The sequence below is a fragment of the Halalkalibacter alkaliphilus genome, from assembly GCF_023555415.1.
Taxonomy (GTDB): domain Bacteria; phylum Bacillota; class Bacilli; order Bacillales; family Bacillaceae_D; genus Halalkalibacter; species Halalkalibacter alkaliphilus.
Genome location: NZ_JAKRYL010000032.1, coordinates 1 through 17,296 on the forward strand (window position 1 = coordinate 1; position 17,296 = coordinate 17,296).

Annotated in this window: 11 protein-coding genes; 5 read left to right on the top strand and 6 right to left on the bottom strand. The window is 40.4% G+C overall.

The window, feature by feature from the left end; all coding sequences use genetic code 11:
• Nucleotides 1-1,979: 1,979 nt before the first annotated feature.
• From MF646_RS20765 to MF646_RS20775, 3 genes are all read right to left on the bottom strand, one after another.
• Nucleotides 1,980-2,147, bottom strand: coding sequence for a VOC family protein (locus MF646_RS20765; RefSeq protein ID WP_250098417.1), 168 nt, complete (start codon nucleotides 2,145-2,147; stop codon nucleotides 1,980-1,982).
• 454 nt (nucleotides 2,148-2,601) lie between these two features.
• Nucleotides 2,602-3,165, bottom strand: coding sequence for a hypothetical protein (locus tag MF646_RS20770; protein WP_250098418.1), 564 nt, complete (start codon nucleotides 3,163-3,165; stop codon nucleotides 2,602-2,604).
• Nucleotides 3,166-3,359: 194 nt separating this feature from the next.
• Nucleotides 3,360-4,253 (bottom strand): OmpA family protein, encoded by an 894-nt coding sequence (locus MF646_RS20775; protein ID WP_250098419.1) that lies wholly within the window; start codon nucleotides 4,251-4,253, stop codon nucleotides 3,360-3,362.
• Here MF646_RS20775 and MF646_RS20780 point away from each other — a divergent pair.
• The gene (locus MF646_RS20780) at nucleotides 4,241-4,564 is read left to right on the top strand and encodes a hypothetical protein (protein ID WP_250098420.1); all 324 of its coding nucleotides are present in this window, start codon (nucleotides 4,241-4,243) and stop codon (nucleotides 4,562-4,564) included. The genes MF646_RS20775 and MF646_RS20780 overlap by 13 nt on opposite strands.
• A 118-nt stretch (nucleotides 4,565-4,682) precedes the next feature.
• On the opposite strand, the gene MF646_RS20785 is transcribed toward MF646_RS20780, so the two are convergent.
• Nucleotides 4,683-5,564 carry a LysM peptidoglycan-binding domain-containing protein gene (locus MF646_RS20785; RefSeq protein WP_250098421.1) on the bottom strand — a complete coding sequence of 294 codons (882 nt, stop codon included), beginning with the start codon at nucleotides 5,562-5,564 and terminating at the stop codon, nucleotides 4,683-4,685.
• A gap of 210 nt (nucleotides 5,565-5,774) precedes the next feature.
• On the opposite strand from MF646_RS20785, the gene MF646_RS20790 reads away from it, so the two are divergent.
• Nucleotides 5,775-6,221: a hypothetical protein gene (locus MF646_RS20790; protein ID WP_250098422.1), complete on the top strand. Its 447-nt coding sequence runs from the start codon at nucleotides 5,775-5,777 to the stop codon at nucleotides 6,219-6,221.
• 310 nt (nucleotides 6,222-6,531) lie between these two features.
• Here the strand turns inward: MF646_RS20790 and MF646_RS20795 are convergent, their stop codons facing one another.
• Nucleotides 6,532-6,720 (bottom strand): hypothetical protein, encoded by a 189-nt coding sequence (locus tag MF646_RS20795; protein ID WP_250098423.1) that lies wholly within the window; start codon nucleotides 6,718-6,720, stop codon nucleotides 6,532-6,534.
• 366 nt (nucleotides 6,721-7,086) lie between these two features.
• On the opposite strand from MF646_RS20795, the gene MF646_RS20800 reads away from it, so the two are divergent.
• Nucleotides 7,087-10,080, top strand: a complete 2,994-nt coding sequence (locus tag MF646_RS20800; protein WP_250098424.1) for a hypothetical protein — start codon at nucleotides 7,087-7,089, stop codon at nucleotides 10,078-10,080.
• 59 nt (nucleotides 10,081-10,139) lie between these two features.
• Entirely contained in the window at nucleotides 10,140-14,483 is a 4,344-nt protein-coding gene (locus MF646_RS20805) for a hypothetical protein (RefSeq protein ID WP_250098425.1), read from the top strand.
• 253 nt (nucleotides 14,484-14,736) lie between these two features.
• On the opposite strand, the gene MF646_RS20810 is transcribed toward MF646_RS20805, so the two are convergent.
• A complete protein-coding gene (locus tag MF646_RS20810; protein WP_250098426.1) occupies nucleotides 14,737-14,892 on the bottom strand; it encodes a hypothetical protein in 156 nt (51 codons plus the stop codon).
• A 296-nt stretch (nucleotides 14,893-15,188) separates the two neighbouring features.
• On the opposite strand from MF646_RS20810, the gene MF646_RS20815 reads away from it, so the two are divergent.
• Nucleotides 15,189-16,715 carry a hypothetical protein gene (locus MF646_RS20815; protein WP_250098427.1) on the top strand — a complete coding sequence of 509 codons (1,527 nt, stop codon included), beginning with the start codon at nucleotides 15,189-15,191 and terminating at the stop codon, nucleotides 16,713-16,715.
• The last annotated feature ends 581 nt before the right edge of the window (nucleotides 16,716-17,296 follow it).

A 17,296-nucleotide genomic window follows, 5' to 3' on the forward strand; every position in this document is an offset into this window, starting at 1 on the left:
CCGCTTGGCTTTTGTTCAGTTTTCAAAGAACTCTTATGCGCTGTTTCATCAGCGACATTTATTATCTTAACATATCTTTTTGTTCTGCGCAATAACTTTTTGAAAGTTATTTTCTCAACTCGTTACGAACAAATCAATCATTCGTAGCGACAAGTAATAATTTATCACAATAAACAATTCTGCGCAATGGTTAATTTGAAATTAATTTTTGCGGCTAGATTTAATAATCTATCATAGTTCGACACGAATAACAACAATTTTTTCCGCTACTATACATTTACCACAGTTTCTATTTATAGACTAATTCTTAAAAAAACAAAGAAGATTTTTATATAAGGAAGCTTTTCATCGCTTTTACATGTTCATGCTGATTACAGACACAAGAATGTACCAGCTGTGCCGTGTTTTTTACCATCAGTTGCCACGAAATTTACCACTTACTGTCAACGTGTTTACCAATAGAAGAACGCTAACGGTTTTGAAGTGAAAAAGCCTAATCCTCATATACCGAGGGATTAGGCTTTTGGTTTACTCTATCGCAACAATTGTAGATTATTATTCTTAGTGAATAGTATCATTGTACTGTGCAGCAAAAAATCTGCTAAAATTGATTATTTCTTATCTCTATTTGCTGCGAAGCAGCAATTAGACTATCGGTCTAGTATCTACAACGCCCATGAGCCTTACAGGTGAAGCCTGAACTTAGAAATTCCTTTCTTGGTGAAGGCGAGCCGACTCGGTTAGTCTCGGGAATGTGTTTGCGGCTTTCTGCTTGATTAACCTCTTCGATTCACTTCTCCGTTATTGCCTGCCCGCAACCCAAGCCGCGGTGCGCGGTGCAGCGTTGAAATCTCCAATAAAAGCTAATAATGTTACACGTCTTCCTGACCGATTATCATTCAAACAATTATCATAATAATCATCAAGACGGTTTTTATTATGGGCTTTGAATGCTCTTTTCCAACATTGCTTTATCTCTTCAGTATCTAATTTTTTGATTACAACTTCTATGAGTAAACTCTCCTTGTAATGTTTAGTCGGTTTCAGCTAACGTCTGCGCATTCACGAAACCTCACCTGCTTAAAGTGGTTGCCGTTCTTTAGATAGCTCTTATCTTAAGCTCGGGAGCCGTTGGGTCGAAGACTTAGCCGGTGCAGGAGTTGTCGCCTGAATTCGCTTCTCCGAAATCCCTCTCCGACCAAGAGTCGGCGTATGCCGACCGCAGCGTGAATGCATTGTTATATGATGCATCGGGCTTCTTCGAATCAGCTTTAAAAATATGCCTTTGATATCTTCTTAGGAGCAACTCTCCCCCAAGCATTCTTGATTAATTCTGTTACCTCATCTTCTTTTGCAGTATCCAGATTGATATTCATGTAATTTAGTTTGAAAAAGTTTCCGGAATCCTGTATGTCTTAGGATCCATTCCTGTTAGTAATTCTCTTTCTTCTTTTGTTGTTTTTACAGTTACTGTTTTCATATCTTACTGAATAACTAAAAAAATCTTATTGTTGATTCTAAATGAAGCTTTTCCCCAATGTTCTATTTCTCTAGTTACAGCTAGTGATAATGCTACTTTACGAACTTCTGATAATGTCAACATCTAGGTTCTACTCCATTCTGGTTTTCCCGTGGTTTCATATAAATCCTATTTTCCGAACTAGTTCGTTTTATCTCCCTATTATAGGGATAGACGAACATGGTTCGTGAATACTTCCATCTGAAAATTCTGGAAACTGTTATTAAAGAAGGTTATCTTTTAAAGCTGAGTTGCAACTGACCATATATTACCTGCAAAATCTTTAAACGTTCCCCTTCTGTCGGGATCACCTCTTCTTACATTTGGTAATTCCATACAAAAGCACCCTAATGTCATGGCTTTTTCAAATACTGCGTCTACGTCAGGCACATAAATATGAATGAGATGGGTATTAGGGGGGAATTGCTCCGAAGCGTCCCCTATCATGACGACGGAATCATCAATTTGAATTTTCTACATGCATAATTGATCCGTCAGGCATATCGTAGCGTCGCAGCTCTTTCCCATTAAATAACTTGGTTAATAAGTCCACCATTTTTTGAGCACCGTTGACTACAAAATAAGGCGATAAAGAATTGTAACCGCTGGGCTTGAAATTTTTGTCCATTTTTTCACCACCAGACTTCCTTTAGTTATCTAATAATTGACATAATTGAATATATCAGTATTTCCCATTATAATAACTCCAATCAGCCTTAATTAACAGGTGGAACAAATAGCATTTCCCTCCCTGACACACCGCTACTAGAAGGAGGAGGCTATATTTTAAACCTGATGAAGATGGACGTTGGGAAGCTGCTAATTATCGCTGGTAACCAGGGTTAGTTGTTGCTTATGAGGGAGAGCAGGTGGAACTTCATATTTTTAGTGTAAATGGAAACCATCATCGACTGCTCAATGCAGTCCATCTCCTCTAGTTTCAATTGCTCCTTATTAGGTCGTTTGCTTTTGAAATAGAATGGTATACTTTCATATTCCAATGCCATTGGAAGGAGTATATTTCAACCACCGGAGGGGCATCGAGGGACAGTTGTTTTAGATACCTTCTCTGACCTTATCACTTATTCTACGGATCGGACGTAAAAAATAACTCTAACAATTTGGTCCTTTGCTTGAAATTTCAAAGTATGTCTCTCACCATCAGGACTAAAATCTATAAAAGTCATTTGAGCTTTACCCATATCATCATTAGGATCGTATAGATTATCACCGTCCCATTCCCATAAATGACCGTGTATTCTTAGAGGTTGACCTGATTCTAAAAGGATTACTTTGTTCACTTGAATCGGGTAAATATTACCTTCTCTAATTTTTATATGATTTTTTGAATCGACACTCCATAGTAAAGTATCGTTAGCCATGATATTACCGTAGATTTCTAAAACATTAAACTCGCCAAAACCTGCTTTTTCACATAAAATTCCCGCTAGATGTACTTCAACTTTAGTAATTTCGGGTCTATTTTCATAAGGAACTTTAGGATACGAATTATAGTGATTCGGATTATTTTGGTGTGAATAAGCGGGATATAAATTTGGGTGATGCCTTAATGGGAGGGCTATTGAGTTTGGTTTATAGTAGGGATGATGTTTTTGCAATTGATTTAAATATGGATAATAATACAAAGTCTGTCACTCCTCAACGGTTTAATTATATTTTCCCGATATTATATATGGATGTTTAATTAAATGGTAATTGTCCTTCTATAAATGGGTGATTGTCTAATATACCTTGGGAGAACCCCCTTTTTGATATCCAAATGCCACATCTTCTGACTAATTACGTAAAACCTACGTACTGCCTCGATATTTTTCTATTATTAGGTACCCTTGAAACAACTCAAAATGCTGTTTGGATTGTTCTCATTCCTGGCAATGTATCGTCCTACAGACTTATGAATATTTCCCATACCTGGTATACCATGTTGTCTTATTAATTCTTTCTTAACAATCCGGACGTTTTCTTCCCATTTAAGAAGATTTTGTATTACTAAGTCGTCCGGCACTAGAATACCGTACTGATTATTGTTTGCAATGTCTCTTCGAAGTGAGTGAATGATATTTCTTGCGATGCCAAGGATCTGTTCATGGGTTAACCCCTTCAGGTCACCGGGGTATTGACGAAGCGAGCCCCATTCAAAATACGTATCGTCAGTCCCAGGGTTAGCCAACTTTGTCAAAGCACATTGAATACGTCTCATCCGTTCAGGATTACGATTAATATGAAGTTGCACTAACGAAACTGCGCGAGCTAGATTCGGTGCATACCCAATGGCGTCTAAAGGTGGATCCATCTCAACAGCAGCATACTTTACGACAATTCGACGATTCATTTCTCTTTCAGGTAATGTTGTAGCCGTAGTATAAAGATCACTTGCTCCGTAGCCGAACAAAGAAAACTCGGCTGCATCAACTTCAGCAGGATCGCCACCACGCTGTCTCACAAGTTCTTTGGCTTTATTAACAAGCCAATTTTGTGCTGCTTCTGCTCGTGCAACACTTACTTGCATCTCAAAATCAGCACCTCGACGATCTCTGTCTGCGTGTCCAGCAATTACGAAAGCAACAATAGGTGATTTTCCTAGAATAAAGCTATCTGCTATTTCCTTAGCCAATGCATCCATCTTCGCCTTTTCTTGTAGAGGAAGTCTATCAATATCTGAGCTATGTTGCGGAAACCGAAAAACGGTGATTTCTTTAGTTGTCACCTTCATTCGGTCGTAATCTCGAGCAGTATCATCAGAATCACTTACGACTGGAGGATTGGGATGGAAATATGAGCTTGCAGGCTGAATATACGGGTGGGAATTTCGGCTTACTGGCTGAGCTTGCGGATAGAAATATTGGGTTGCAGGATGAGAATACTGATGGGAATATAGGGTCACAGGAAAATGACAATGAAACAAGTCTATCACTCCTTTTATCTTCCTTTCTAACAGTAAAATTATATTTAACTGTTTATGTTCCTGAATCTTGTCTGTACATAATTGTGTCATTGCCTAAAAATGATTACTTACTAATGTAAATTTTGTTTCACCATTGTACTTTACCTACAACTGGGCTTCCAATTCTACGACTGAGTAATTGTGGAGTGATTGTCTTTGTATAAATGGGTATCTACCCATAAATAGATATTAGAAATTTTAAATTAACCAAATGGCATTATAACCAACTCGTGGGAGGAATCCAGTTTGACCAGTTTCCACTATTTTAATATAATCAAACATTTGTAATCCTCCCTTTGGCCCCTCCTCATAATAAGGGCTCGGGATATTCCAGCGTAACCCAACTACGACCGTACCCTTTGGAATATTTGTTTGATGAGATCCTGATTTAGGCTCATGTAAGATCATCCAGTCATTCGTCGTAACATGGAATCGTTTATTTTTCGTTTGCTGTACAATCAGTATTCTTTCCAAGGCTACCCTTGCTAGATCTATATATAATGGTTCATTGGCTGTCTGAACATAAGCTGTTAACGTTTTTTGTGTATTGCTGCTGGCAATTCGGCCTAAACCCTCAATGGCTCCCATCGTTATTCCGCTACATGGATGCTCCAGCAGTTCGGCTAAATAAGGAATGCCAGCATCTCCAATAGCCTCCCATTCATAGGATCCCCTGTAAAACACTTCATGATTGGAAGCGGAACTGCACCCCCACTCAGTATCCCCTGCTTTCTTCCACATTTCGTAAAGATCTTTTGGGTGATGTTGCTGGATACCAATAAGTAATTCCCTTCCAATCTCTACTGGAGAATACAATTGGTTTGTTTCGATTAGATTCTTTTCGGTTGTATGAAAATATAATGCTAAACACTGCAACGAGTCCCCTGGTGATACAATATAATACGGACTTCCACCAGCCAGTGGCAGGTCAACCCCATTTTTAGGGATTATTAAAGGCATTCCAGAAATAATCATGTCTGGATGACAAATCACATTTTGACTCCTAATCTCCTGAATAGTACTTCCAAATCTGCTTGCGATACTATGCAAAGTATCATTAGGTCTTACAATATACAGCATTATTATCTCCCCTTCTTGGAAGCATGGGAACGGTTCTTTTGCTTCATTACGCAACCTACTTAAGGATCAAAAGAACTGTTCCCTGTTAGGTACCTCTGGCTTTAAAGAAATATACGATTGTTTTTTTGGGAAATATTTACACAATATTATGCTAAAGTACATAGACTGCATTACACCTTAATGGTGAAATAAAAGGAGGTTATTAATAAGATGTCAAATGTAAATGATTACACTGGTAATTGGAATATGCCAGCATATCCTAATGCATTTCCTGGTACACCCTCTACTGTATATCCGGTTTACACAAGAGCGGACCCCTATCGTCCGCCAGTCGGATTAAATTGGAGTTGGCGTACGCAGACGTGGCAATTAGCCCTTGATGATGCATCCACACGATGGCTAGCTGATGCAATAAATTCGGGTTCTAATGCGGCCGCCATTGCAGCTGGGTTGGTTGCATTGGGAGTACTATCTGCACCGGAGGCTGGAGCAATAGCCGTTATTTCTGGCATTTTAAAGATCGGAGGTGGAACAATAACTTCGGCTAATACTTTAGGTGGCAATAAAGGTGTTTACTTTGACATTCCATGGTACGTACTTGCTCCTGGTGGTGTTGTAGCGGCTATCCCGGCACTCTATCCTAAAGCTAGATATTAATATGGGATTATGAACTGTTTACAGTGAGAAAAGATTGTATTGCCTCTTAGTATATATTCAAAAAAGGGATGTAACGATATGGAAAAATACTGCCTCGTCTCATTGAGAGGTTTTTTTTCATTAATGATAAATATCACCCTCCATGGTAATTTTTATTATTTGCAGAAAAACAATCTGGCCGTCAGATGTACATTTGCATATAGGAATCTTTAAAAGGAATACACCCTTAACATATAAGGATGTATTTTCCATTTAATCTATGGACTTGTATAATATAGTTATAATAGTTTAAAAGTCTCTTATTATTAGCCTATTCCTCCGTTCGTTCAAAACAATTACACCAGCGGATTCTTCTTAAGTCAATTCTGTTTTCCACCCAACGGAGCCCATCCCAACGGTATCCTGCAACTGAAGTTCTTTTAATCAAAGTCGGATAGTACCAAAAGTCAGAGCCATCGGTCAATGTAACATAAGTACGTTTGTAAAGATAGCTTTCCATGTTCATCTCCCCCTTTCATTTGTTCCCTCTTATTTTATTCAATTAGTCTATATCAGTGAACTTTATTAATTTCCGCTATTTCGCTTATTTCCCTCTCCGATGTCATTTTAAATCCTTTTCAATACCGAAAAATTTATTATGAAAATAAAATTATAAAATAGCACAAGACGTTTATCGTTAGGAGCGGATTACATATGGGGATATGGGTAAAATTTCAGAATTTATCGACGACCCAACTGTTTGGAAAATTATGGTCTATCACATTTCCACAATGCATATTTTTGTTTAAGAATCTTGATTTTTATTAAAGCCAGCTGCTTTGATGACAAGCTAATCCTTTTTTTACTAAAGAAGGGAGAGAAATTTGTGTCTAATGATAATCTTTTTATCCGAGTTTTACGGAAAGAAGACTTTCTAGATCTAATCTTTGAACTAGTCAACATACACACTGTAGGATCTCCTCTACACCTTGCCAGGAGGAATGCAGGTGAACCGGCAGTCTTAATCGTTTACTTTCCCGCACAGCATATTGTAGAAGAGGTATCCCCAGAAAATGTAATTGTAAATACTCCAATCAAAGCCATGCTTTCCGGACCAAGCCGCCTAGTGTTCGAGCTTCCTGACTATGAAGACAAATGGCCGTTCACACTGGAAACTTTGCTAAACTGGAAGGATTACAAACCCGTGTTGCCAAAATTACCAGATCTTCCAATGCCAGATTCCCTACCTAACCCGAAGATTTTTGAGGGAAAGACTGCACTGGAAATCCCGACGGGTCTCTATCTTTCTCCTGACGAATCAGGCGTTTGGTATAATATCATTCGATCTCAGGGTCAAGATGGTCGATTTGTGTTATGGCATACACAACTTGGAGAAAAGAAGAAAGAAAACGAAAACATAGTACGTGAAGGCGGCAAAACGCATCTTATTACTACGTCAAATCGCCATATTCCAATTGAAGATGAAAAGGAAAAACGCACCCTAACCCAGGAGAACCTTAATCAGATTGTACGGTTGACAACAGATTTCTCGGAATTCAAACCGAGTCCTATCAATATACGACGACTGATGCTTTCTTCTGCAGGAGCTTGGGCTAACTTTGATGCTGCATGGAATTACCCTCTTGGTTATAAAGGTTTATCCCTAGAGCAATGGCAGCACATTATGACCCAGGGCAGAGACCAATTTGTTAAAACTGTAGAGAAGGCCTTTCTTTGTGATACAGGGCATCTGGTATCTATAGTTACCATCACGGAACGACAATTTAACGGTATTCCAAACGGGCAGAAGGGGGCACAAGCAATTCTTCGACAATATAAATACCTCGAAGTCCGAGAGCCTATGAAAAATTACGAAACACTAGATCCTGTTTACAAGCACGGCCGTCGAGAAATGCCATTTAAGTGGATAAAAATCACCACACGTACAACTCCCAAGCTGGGTCCTAGTGAAAAATATCCTTGGCCTAAGAACTTAGGTCCCGCTACGCCTTTCTGGCCTACCGAGAAAAATAAAGAGAAAGACGAACCATTTCGCTTCAAAATGGTCGCAGAAGATTGGGATGGGAACATTGTTTCGTTTGAACGGCCTCTACTGTGCGTTCCATTCAATGAGAAACCACCAAATTGGCAAGAAATAGTTGATATCTATAATAGCTACGCAAATTTACGAAATGTCCCTTTAAACCACCAGCCTATTGCCTTTACTAATACTGACGCTGACAGTAAGGGTAAGACTACACTCGAAACAGCAACAGTGAAATTTATGGCACAACCTGTTACAAGTGAAAAAGATACAGTGTTAAGTGACTTGAAGTTGCCTTACTTTCAACCTAGGTTTCTCCCGCAAGTGGAGTTAGCGGAAGTGAACATTCCTGCTGCTGAACAGGTAACAGGTCGGAAATTAGATAAAAAATCTATTGAATTTGAAAAAACGTACTTAGATCATGGTTTTGATACAACATTGAATAAAGGTGAAGTTTTTGCGAAGCTTGCTAAACTAGACCTATCCTTACCTACAGAGAAAGCCGGCGGCCTAATCACACCCAAAACAACGATTGAGGGATTGTCGAGAGCGCTCGGCCCTGTTGCTAACCCAGACGATATAAAATTAGGCAAGTTCGACCCAAAAAAAATGTTAGATAATGCCGCCCGATTCCTGGGAGGTATCACACTTAATGATATTCTAGAAGAAGTAAGCTTTGATCCATTAAAAATAAAGGAGATAGAATCAACTTTAACACCCGACGAATTAATACCGAAACTTGATGATCCAAATTTTAAGCTAGTAGCCCCTATGCTAACGAAACGTCTACTGCCAAATGATGCCATAGAAACACGCTATTTGTGGAAGCCCAGTATTAAAACCTGGCCGGGTGATGAGAAAGCATTCTTTCGTTTCTTAACAAAAAAAGAGGATACAAGATTTCGGAACGATGCTCAACTAAGCATAAATGTACAAATGGTAACTGCACCCGACGGTAGCCCTCCTACCTACATGGTACTAGGCAAGCTACAAGAGTTTGCTTTGGAATTTGTCGATGCCATGTTGCTTAAATTTTCTGCGTTAAGGTTTACAGCTGAGAATGGTAAGAAAATGGATGTCAGTGCAGAAGGCCTCGACCTGATATTCCAGGGGCCGCTTGAATTTGTAGAAACAATAAAAAACATCATACCGCCTAATGCCTTTTCCGACCCACCTTTCATAGATGTGTCAGCAACTGGCGTTACATCAGGTTTCACACTGGGTATCCCGTCTTTCGGTGTTGGTATTTTCAGCTTTGAGAATATCGATCTTAGTGCAGCTCTGTCTCTACCCTTTGTCGATCAGCCTGCTGGTGTAACATTTTCCATTTCGGAGCGCCAAAAGCCATTTAATGTCTCGGTAATGGGCTTTGCAGGAGGAGGTTTCTTTAGTCTTGCACTCAGTGCTAAAGGAATAGAAGGAATTGAGGCATCCATTGAATTTGGTGGGAATATAAGCATAAATCTAGGAGTGGCCAGTGGCGGTGTTTATGTGATGGCAGGCATATACTTCGGTATGGCCGGGGATGAAGTAAAGCTTACTGGCTACCTGCGCTGTGGCGGCAATGTGAGTGTTCTAGGTCTGGTTTCGGTTACTGTTGAGTTCTACCTAGGTCTAACTATCCGTAGGAAGGAAAATACCAATGTAGAAGTCTGGGGGCAAGCCACTTTAACGGTTGGCGTTAAGATCGCATTTTTTAGTAAGAGCATCAGCCTCACTGTTGAACGGAGTTTCGCAGGACCAAAAGGGGATCCTACTTTTGCTCAAATAATGGGCCCTGAATATGAAGGTGGCTATCCCTATGAATGGGAAAAATATTGCATGGCATTTGCGTAGAAGTAATTAATCTGCAAACTACATTCAATCGATTAAAATAAATGATAAAGGAGTTTTTTATGGCTACGACTCAAAGTCTTCTTTGGATTGCTCTCCCCAATGGAATGACGATGGATGGAAATAACCGAAATTTAAGACTTTCTGTTTTCGTAAACCCACGATTACGTTCAAATGATTCGAATGAAAGGGTAACATTGGCTTCATTTCCTGATTTTCTCAACTGGGCATATCGTATGCAGCCAGACCGAGCGACATTTTCAATTGAGGTGGCTGACGGAACACAGAATAAGGTGGTACCAGCATACAGGGTTTCACCACCTCCCATTCAAACGCTTTGGAGTTCACTTTTTAAGTCAGATATTCCCGTTCACACGTACGAATTTGATGACTATTCCAACCGGCCTATCGTAAGTTATCCAGTTAAAAACGTGTTGGATCATCTAAAGAATTTTTATCTAGACCTTGTTAAAGAAGCACGTAATGACCTACCTTGTATGATCCCTCCAAGGGATGATTCGAATGGAGAATGTGTAAGTATCTATCGATTAATCTATGAACTGGTCGAACTCCAAGATCTCTTTTACGATAAGGTAAATACTGAAGAAGGCTTAAGCTTTATGTTAAACAAGTCTCTTGAAAAAGCCAAAGTCGAAGCTCGTAGGCGTCGTGCTTCAGGAACAACAGGAGATGCGATTATACCGCCATTTCCTTTTACTCAAGAACCACCAAGTCCACCAGAGCTACCAGGTCCACCAGAGCCACCAGAGCTACCAGGTCCACCAGGTCCCGGAGTCCCATATCCAGGCTACCCCCGTGATAACGATGTTCAAGATGCTTATTACCGTACCATGCTTTTTCACTATCGCCCAGCCTGGACTCAACCAACTCCACTACCCGATGGTCCTGAAGCCAAAGCTCACTTTGAGGAAGAAATCGACTTCCATCAAATGCTCTCAGCCTTAGGTGATTTTCCAGAGATTTTACGACGCTTAGGACTGATAATAGACCTTTATATACCAGCTGATTCTATACCGAAAACAAATAACGATCCCGGCAAGTTTAAACTGCGTATCGTTCCTAGTTGGTCTTCTCAATTCCCTACTCGCCAAAATGATGATCTGACTTCCTGGCCGGAAGACTCTTACTCTTCCTGGCCAGAAGACCATTCTTGGACGGAAGACTATTGTCCATGGACGGCATATCATTATAGGGAGGAAAATGGTTTAGACCTATTTACTGCCCACTCTTCTACAAACGAAATAGATGGAGGTATTTGGATTCCTAAAAAAGAGGATGTTGAATTGGTTCAAGTTGATGTTGATGGTGCTGCACTCAAAACCTTGAATCTTGCGGCAAGTATAGCGGCTCAAAATAGAAAAGAGGTGACAGACAAACCCATTGATACAAACGAAGAGTCCGGAGTTTCACCCATGCGTAACGGTGGTATCTCGGTTGTACGTAACAAGAATGCCCAGCATTTAAATGATATTTTTAACGGCTCAGCAAAATTGAACCAGATGTTTATCAGTGGTCCTCCTGAACCGGAAAACCCCCTGTATGCAGAAGATCTTTTACGCGGGTACCGTCTAGATGTCATTGATCAAAATGAAAATAGGTATTCACTGCATCGGCGGTTTGGCCAATATAAAATACTTAACGCTTCAGGGTCTTTCGAGATTATTGACGAGGGCTTTATACAACCAAGTGTCACAAGTTCTCCTGAATCTAATGATCCCGTTAAGGAACTTTACATTCACGAGTCTCTTTTCACTTGGGATGGTTGGAGTTTGTCAGCACCTCGCCCTGGCAAGAGTATCAGCGCAAGTCCAAGTGCGCCAAATCCTGACGAACCTGATACTATGCCACAGCAAGTTAAAAACACTGCTATGACGCGTCTTGGACTAGAGACAGCTTTCATGGTCGAGCATGGAACCTTACCTCGTCTCCGTTTTGGAAAGGATTATACATTCCGTGTCCGAACAGTTGATTTAGCAGGTAATGGACCAAATTTGGAGGAAGCAAAAAAGATTGAAGCAGCGTTATTGCTTAATCAATCACCTATAGGTTACCTTAAGTACCTCCGCTTTGATCCCGTTAATCCTCCGGAACTTGTTCCTAGACAGTTGTATAGCCCTAGTGGTAATCTGAATAATCCTGATACGACTGCCTATGCGGAAGGTGAATCATTGGAAAGGCTGGTTATTCGAAGCAACTATAACAAATCAACAGAAGAATATGCTGCGGCCAACCCTGTCTATCAGCCTTTTAACGACAGGCATGTGGCACCACCTAAAGCCTCGCTTCAGATGATTGAGGAGCATGGGCTGCTGGATGCAGCCCTTGATGCTAAGAAAAGCGGCATGCATCCTGATCAGATTCGCAGGGTCATACAGGATGTATATTACCTGGCTACACGTGAGGCTGGATCATTCAACGATGTTTCGTTACCATCCGTGCGCTTTATTCGCACTGGATCAGATCCTTCATCGACCGATGGCTACGCAGTCCACACTGAGGGGCAGTTGATTCTTCCTTACTTACCAGATCCATGGTCCTCTGGTGTGGTTTTTCGCGGACTTCCCGGTCTTGATCCTGGGGAATTGTTTCACATTGACTTAAAAGCAAATCCTTGGTATGAGGTTAAACCGTTCCGCATTCGTATAGTTGAAGGATCTTTTGGACCTTTGTGGGACGAAAAAACCCGAGTTCTTACCATCTATCTTCCAAAGGCAAGTATCGTTACTGGCATTCGCGTTAGCTCAACGTTTGGAGGAAATCTTGAGGCTATGGGACTTTTACAGTGGGTGAAGGAAGATAAAACCAATTGGACCGATCAGGAGTTGTTGGAACTAGAAAAAGACATCTTAAATGGCCGCACATGGTTGTTCACTCCTTTTCGAGAAATCACTCTTGTTCACGCCGTTCAACAGCCACTCGATTTTCCTAAGCAACCTACTCTTCAAATAAGAGCACGTGAGGAGAATAGTACCGAAGCATATCTCTTTGGAAACATCTATGTTCATATCCCAAGCACTTCCAAAGTTGATATTCTTGCTGAATGGACAGAAAGAGTTGATGATATAACGAAAATTGAACCAGAATTAGAACCCGTCCCCTTCCGTGATCATGTGATGGAATTACCTATTTGGCTAGATCACGGAAAAGAGGTATTCGTTAAAGACAACCCTAGTGCCTTGCATTTAGAGGAATACGAATCACGCCTTGTCTTCGACAGTTATGAGGCGGAAACTGTATATAGGAACCTGTTACAAGGGTTTGTGACTCCAGAAAATCAGGAACAAATGAATTTGGCAAGCAAAGTGGTGAAACACGGATTTGGGGATACGAAGTACCGACGTGTCCGCTACAAAGTCAGGGCTACAACACGCTTCCGTGAGTACTTCTTACCAAGCATGCCAAATGAGGACCTTGTTCGAGAAACTCAAGAGATTGAAATAGACGTCCTTAGCTCAGCCAGGCCTTCTAATCCTTTAGTTAAATACGTCTTGCCTACTTTTTCTTGGCAGCAAATGAATGAGGATGATGGAAAAGTTACGAGTGTACGAAGGGGAGGTGTTCGGCTTTATCTCGACCGCCCATGGTGGTCTTCCGGAAACGGTGAGATGCTAGGTATTGTTTTAGTTGAAAATAAAGTACCTAATCGAGACGAAGCTCTTTACAGTTACTTGACTTTTTGGGGTCAAGATCCCATTCGAGATTCACCTATACTCCCACTGCCGACCATAGAAGACTTTAAGAATTATAAAGAGGTTTATGATGTTCATTTATTTGAACTTCCTAATCAGCCTGTAAAGGTAGTTTGCTACGAAGTACATTGGGATAGTGAACGCAAGATGTGGTACTGTGACCTCGATCTTGATACCGGTAATGCCTACTACCCGTTTATCCGACTAGCCCTTGTCCGGTTCCAACCAAATTCGTTGATCAAGCCTGCTGATTTACGCATATCACCCGTAGTTCTTGCAGACATCGTTCAAACTGCACCTGATCGTTCCTTAACTGTCACACGGGACCCACATCATCCTGGCGTCTACAATGTCTCGGTAAGCGGTGTAACCTATTCTAAAAAGATCATAAACTTACAAGATAATACGGCAGCTCCTGCGACGAGTTTGATGAATGTCCAAGTTCAATCTCAGCTTGCTGAGATTGAGGATGAGACCCTAGGTTGGGAGGACGTACCGAACTTAGATGAAATAGTGATCCATCCGGGCTCCCCAGATGGGAATGGTGTAGTCATATGGGAAGGTGAAGTAGTCATTCCAGAGGAAAATCAAGGATATCCATTACGACTGGTTGTCGAAGAAATTGATATATTTCATGGTGAACATCATACGCAAACCTATAAACGTACAGTATATATGGATATCATTTACTTGTAAAATTGCAATTGTTACAACAATAAAGGAATAGTGATTGGTAGTGTTAAGTGTTTTAAATTGGTATGAATGAGTAAATTAAGGAAAAATAAATATGCAAGGGTGGAAATATCTACCGCCCTTGCTTTTTTATTTGCTTGTAACGAGTTTTGGATGGATATGAGAAAAAGAGCTGGTAGACAACTCTTTTTCGTAAGTAATTGTTCCAAAAAATCTGAAAGGACAGTAGCTATAATTTGGATCGCTTTTGTTTTTACTAACTATCAACCGCATAACCGCCCTTTCCACCTTTCCGAGCACCATGACCTCCCTTTCCACCTTTCCAACTACGATACCAACCACCCCAACTGGCGTTTTCACCACCATACACACCTTGCCAACCATATTGTCTATCGTCATTTCTTTGATCCATTTTTTATACCTTCCTTTCCTATATTAGACAGTACTTTTAATATATATGTGTGTCAAAAATTAGAGTGATAAGATGGCACCCCGGTCGGTATACTTTCCTTCCAACTAATTTTGAGATGATTGGTTTGGTGGCCCCAAATGTATACCTTACTTTGTTACCTTCCGTATTAAAGTACTAGTTGAATAGCAGATAATTGCCCTCGTTATAACTAATTCATGTTTTCACCTTTTGGATAATCAGGTCATACAATAAATATGGTTATATGACTACCTTTTAATGACAGAGGAGGAACATAGATGATACCTTACTATGGTATGCCATTAAATAAATATTCGGGACAACAGTGTAATCCATATTTTTATATACCATCTCAGATGAATACGGAACAATTGATGTTGCCAACACATGGGCAAATATCCCGGAATTACCAAATGGTCCCTCCCCCTGATCTAAAGTCAATCCCATTTAAACAGCATTGGAATTCATCGGGCGACTCCCGTTATTTGCGCAGCTGCGAAAACCTAACAAGCCTCACAGCTGTGTCGAGGAATCCAGGCATCATAGATGTATGGTGGATTGCACTAAACGGATCGATACAAGGCGCGTATTCGGAGGAAGGGGAACGCTGGACTCGTTATGAATTGGCTCCTGCAGGTACTGCTTCCTTTGGTAACGATAAAATCAAAGCTGTGTCGAGAAAGGAAAATATCATAGATGTAGTATGGATTGGAGCAAATGGAGAGGTACAAGGGGCTTATTATGTTGAAGGAGAACCCTGGACTCGTTATGAAATAGCCCCAGCAGGTACTGCTTCCACAACTGGGATCTCAGCCATGTCGAGAAAGAAAAACACTATAGATGTAGTATGGATTGGGGTAAATGGAGAGGTACAAGGGGCTTATTATGAAGAAGGAGAAACCTGGGCTCAATATGAATTAGCCCCAGCAGGTACTGCTTCCATAGGTGGGATCACTGTTGTGTCGAGAATGCCAGACATAATAGATGTAATATGGATTGGGGCGAACGGAGAGATACAAGGCACTTATTATGTTGAAGGAAAATACTGGACTCACTATGAAATAGCCCCAGCAGGTACTGCTTCCATAGGTGGAAGAATTACTGCTGTGTCGAGAAAGCTAGGTATCATAGATGCATTATGGATGGGGACAAATGGAGAGGTACAAGGGGCTTATTATGTTGAAGGAGGATACTGGACTCGTTATGAAATAGCCCCCGAAAATAGTGCTAACTTGTTGGAAGGAAGTATTACCGCTGTGTCGAGAAAGGAAAATATTATAGATATTTGGTGGACTGGGGTTCATAACACGGTACAAGGTGCATATTGGGAAGATGGAGCACAATGGAAGCAATATAATTTATTAGGCTCACCAAGTAACGCTGAATATGTATGTGGAAGTATCACCGCAGTGTCGAGAAAAGAAAACAACATAGATGTTTGGTGGATGGGTTTAGACGACTCTGTACAAGGGGCCTATTGGGAGGAAGGAAAACGCTGGACTCGATATGAATTACCTCCTAGAACACCTAGAATCAAAGTATCTAAGGAGAATGGTACGATATTAGTCACTGGAACCGATTTCAAACCTGTTTCAAATGGAATCCGTATCGTAGTGGAAAGCCCATCCAATGAATATCGTGTCTATACCAATTCCGTTAACGGTAGCTTCACAACTAAAATTGATGTATCGTGGATACCAAAGTATACAAACCTTTATGTATCTGCAACCGACGGTACACGCGTCCCCACCACCCAAGACATAACTGGATTTCTCTGGAGTAAAACAGTTCCAATAACACTCTAAAACAAAAATCTTTTAACGAAGTATTATTTGACCGATGATAAATAATCTTTATTACTCTAAGAGGAAGCGCCGTCGGGAAAAAAGCAGATTTACAACGTTAAAAAAATAAAAGTTTAGAAAAATCGATTCCTTAAAATGTTTAGGAACCGATTTTTTTCATTTGGCTTTCTAAACTAAGGATGCATTAGTTGAAGAACGAGATCGCTAGTTCATAAACGAATTAAAATCTCGTTCCTCCACAATATGAACTTATTGTTGAAGATATAAAATAATCCTTATTTATCTCCCCTGCTTGTTAGCTTTTGTACATTCTTTCACAAAGCCCTATAAAAATAAAGAACTTTACTGCGCAGTATCCGTCTACTACGTAATACAATTGTTAATTAGTGTAGTGGTAAACAGTCTGTCATTCTTTGGTACACCTTTTGTCATTTGGTGGTAAATACTATGTCAGAGGTGGTACATTTCAATGGCTGTAATCATTCATGCAAATAACAAGTTGCTCTCTATAATGAAAGCTCAATGTGTTGAACATCTCACTCATAATCGTCTGCTCCAATGTGTATTGGGGAATAATAAGA

What these genes read in the sequence shown, in the direction of transcription:
- MF646_RS20765 (WP_250098417.1), bottom strand. Translation starts at nt 2,147, where the DNA reads ATGGACAAAAATTTCAAGCCCAGCGGTTACAATTCTTTATCGCCTTAT.
- MF646_RS20775 (WP_250098419.1), bottom strand. Translation starts at nt 4,253, where the DNA reads ATGAAGGTGACAACTAAAGAAATCACCGTTTTTCGGTTTCCGCAACAT.
- MF646_RS20785 (WP_250098421.1), bottom strand. Translation starts at nt 5,564, where the DNA reads ATGCTGTATATTGTAAGACCTAATGATACTTTGCATAGTATCGCAAGC.
- MF646_RS20790 (WP_250098422.1), top strand. Translation starts at nt 5,775, where the DNA reads ATGTCAAATGTAAATGATTACACTGGTAATTGGAATATGCCAGCATAT.
- MF646_RS20795 (WP_250098423.1), bottom strand. Translation starts at nt 6,720, where the DNA reads ATGGAAAGCTATCTTTACAAACGTACTTATGTTACATTGACCGATGGC.
- MF646_RS20805 (WP_250098425.1), top strand. Translation starts at nt 10,140, where the DNA reads ATGGCTACGACTCAAAGTCTTCTTTGGATTGCTCTCCCCAATGGAATG.
- MF646_RS20810 (WP_250098426.1), bottom strand. Translation starts at nt 14,892, where the DNA reads ATGGATCAAAGAAATGACGATAGACAATATGGTTGGCAAGGTGTGTAT.
- MF646_RS20815 (WP_250098427.1), top strand. Translation starts at nt 15,189, where the DNA reads ATGATACCTTACTATGGTATGCCATTAAATAAATATTCGGGACAACAG.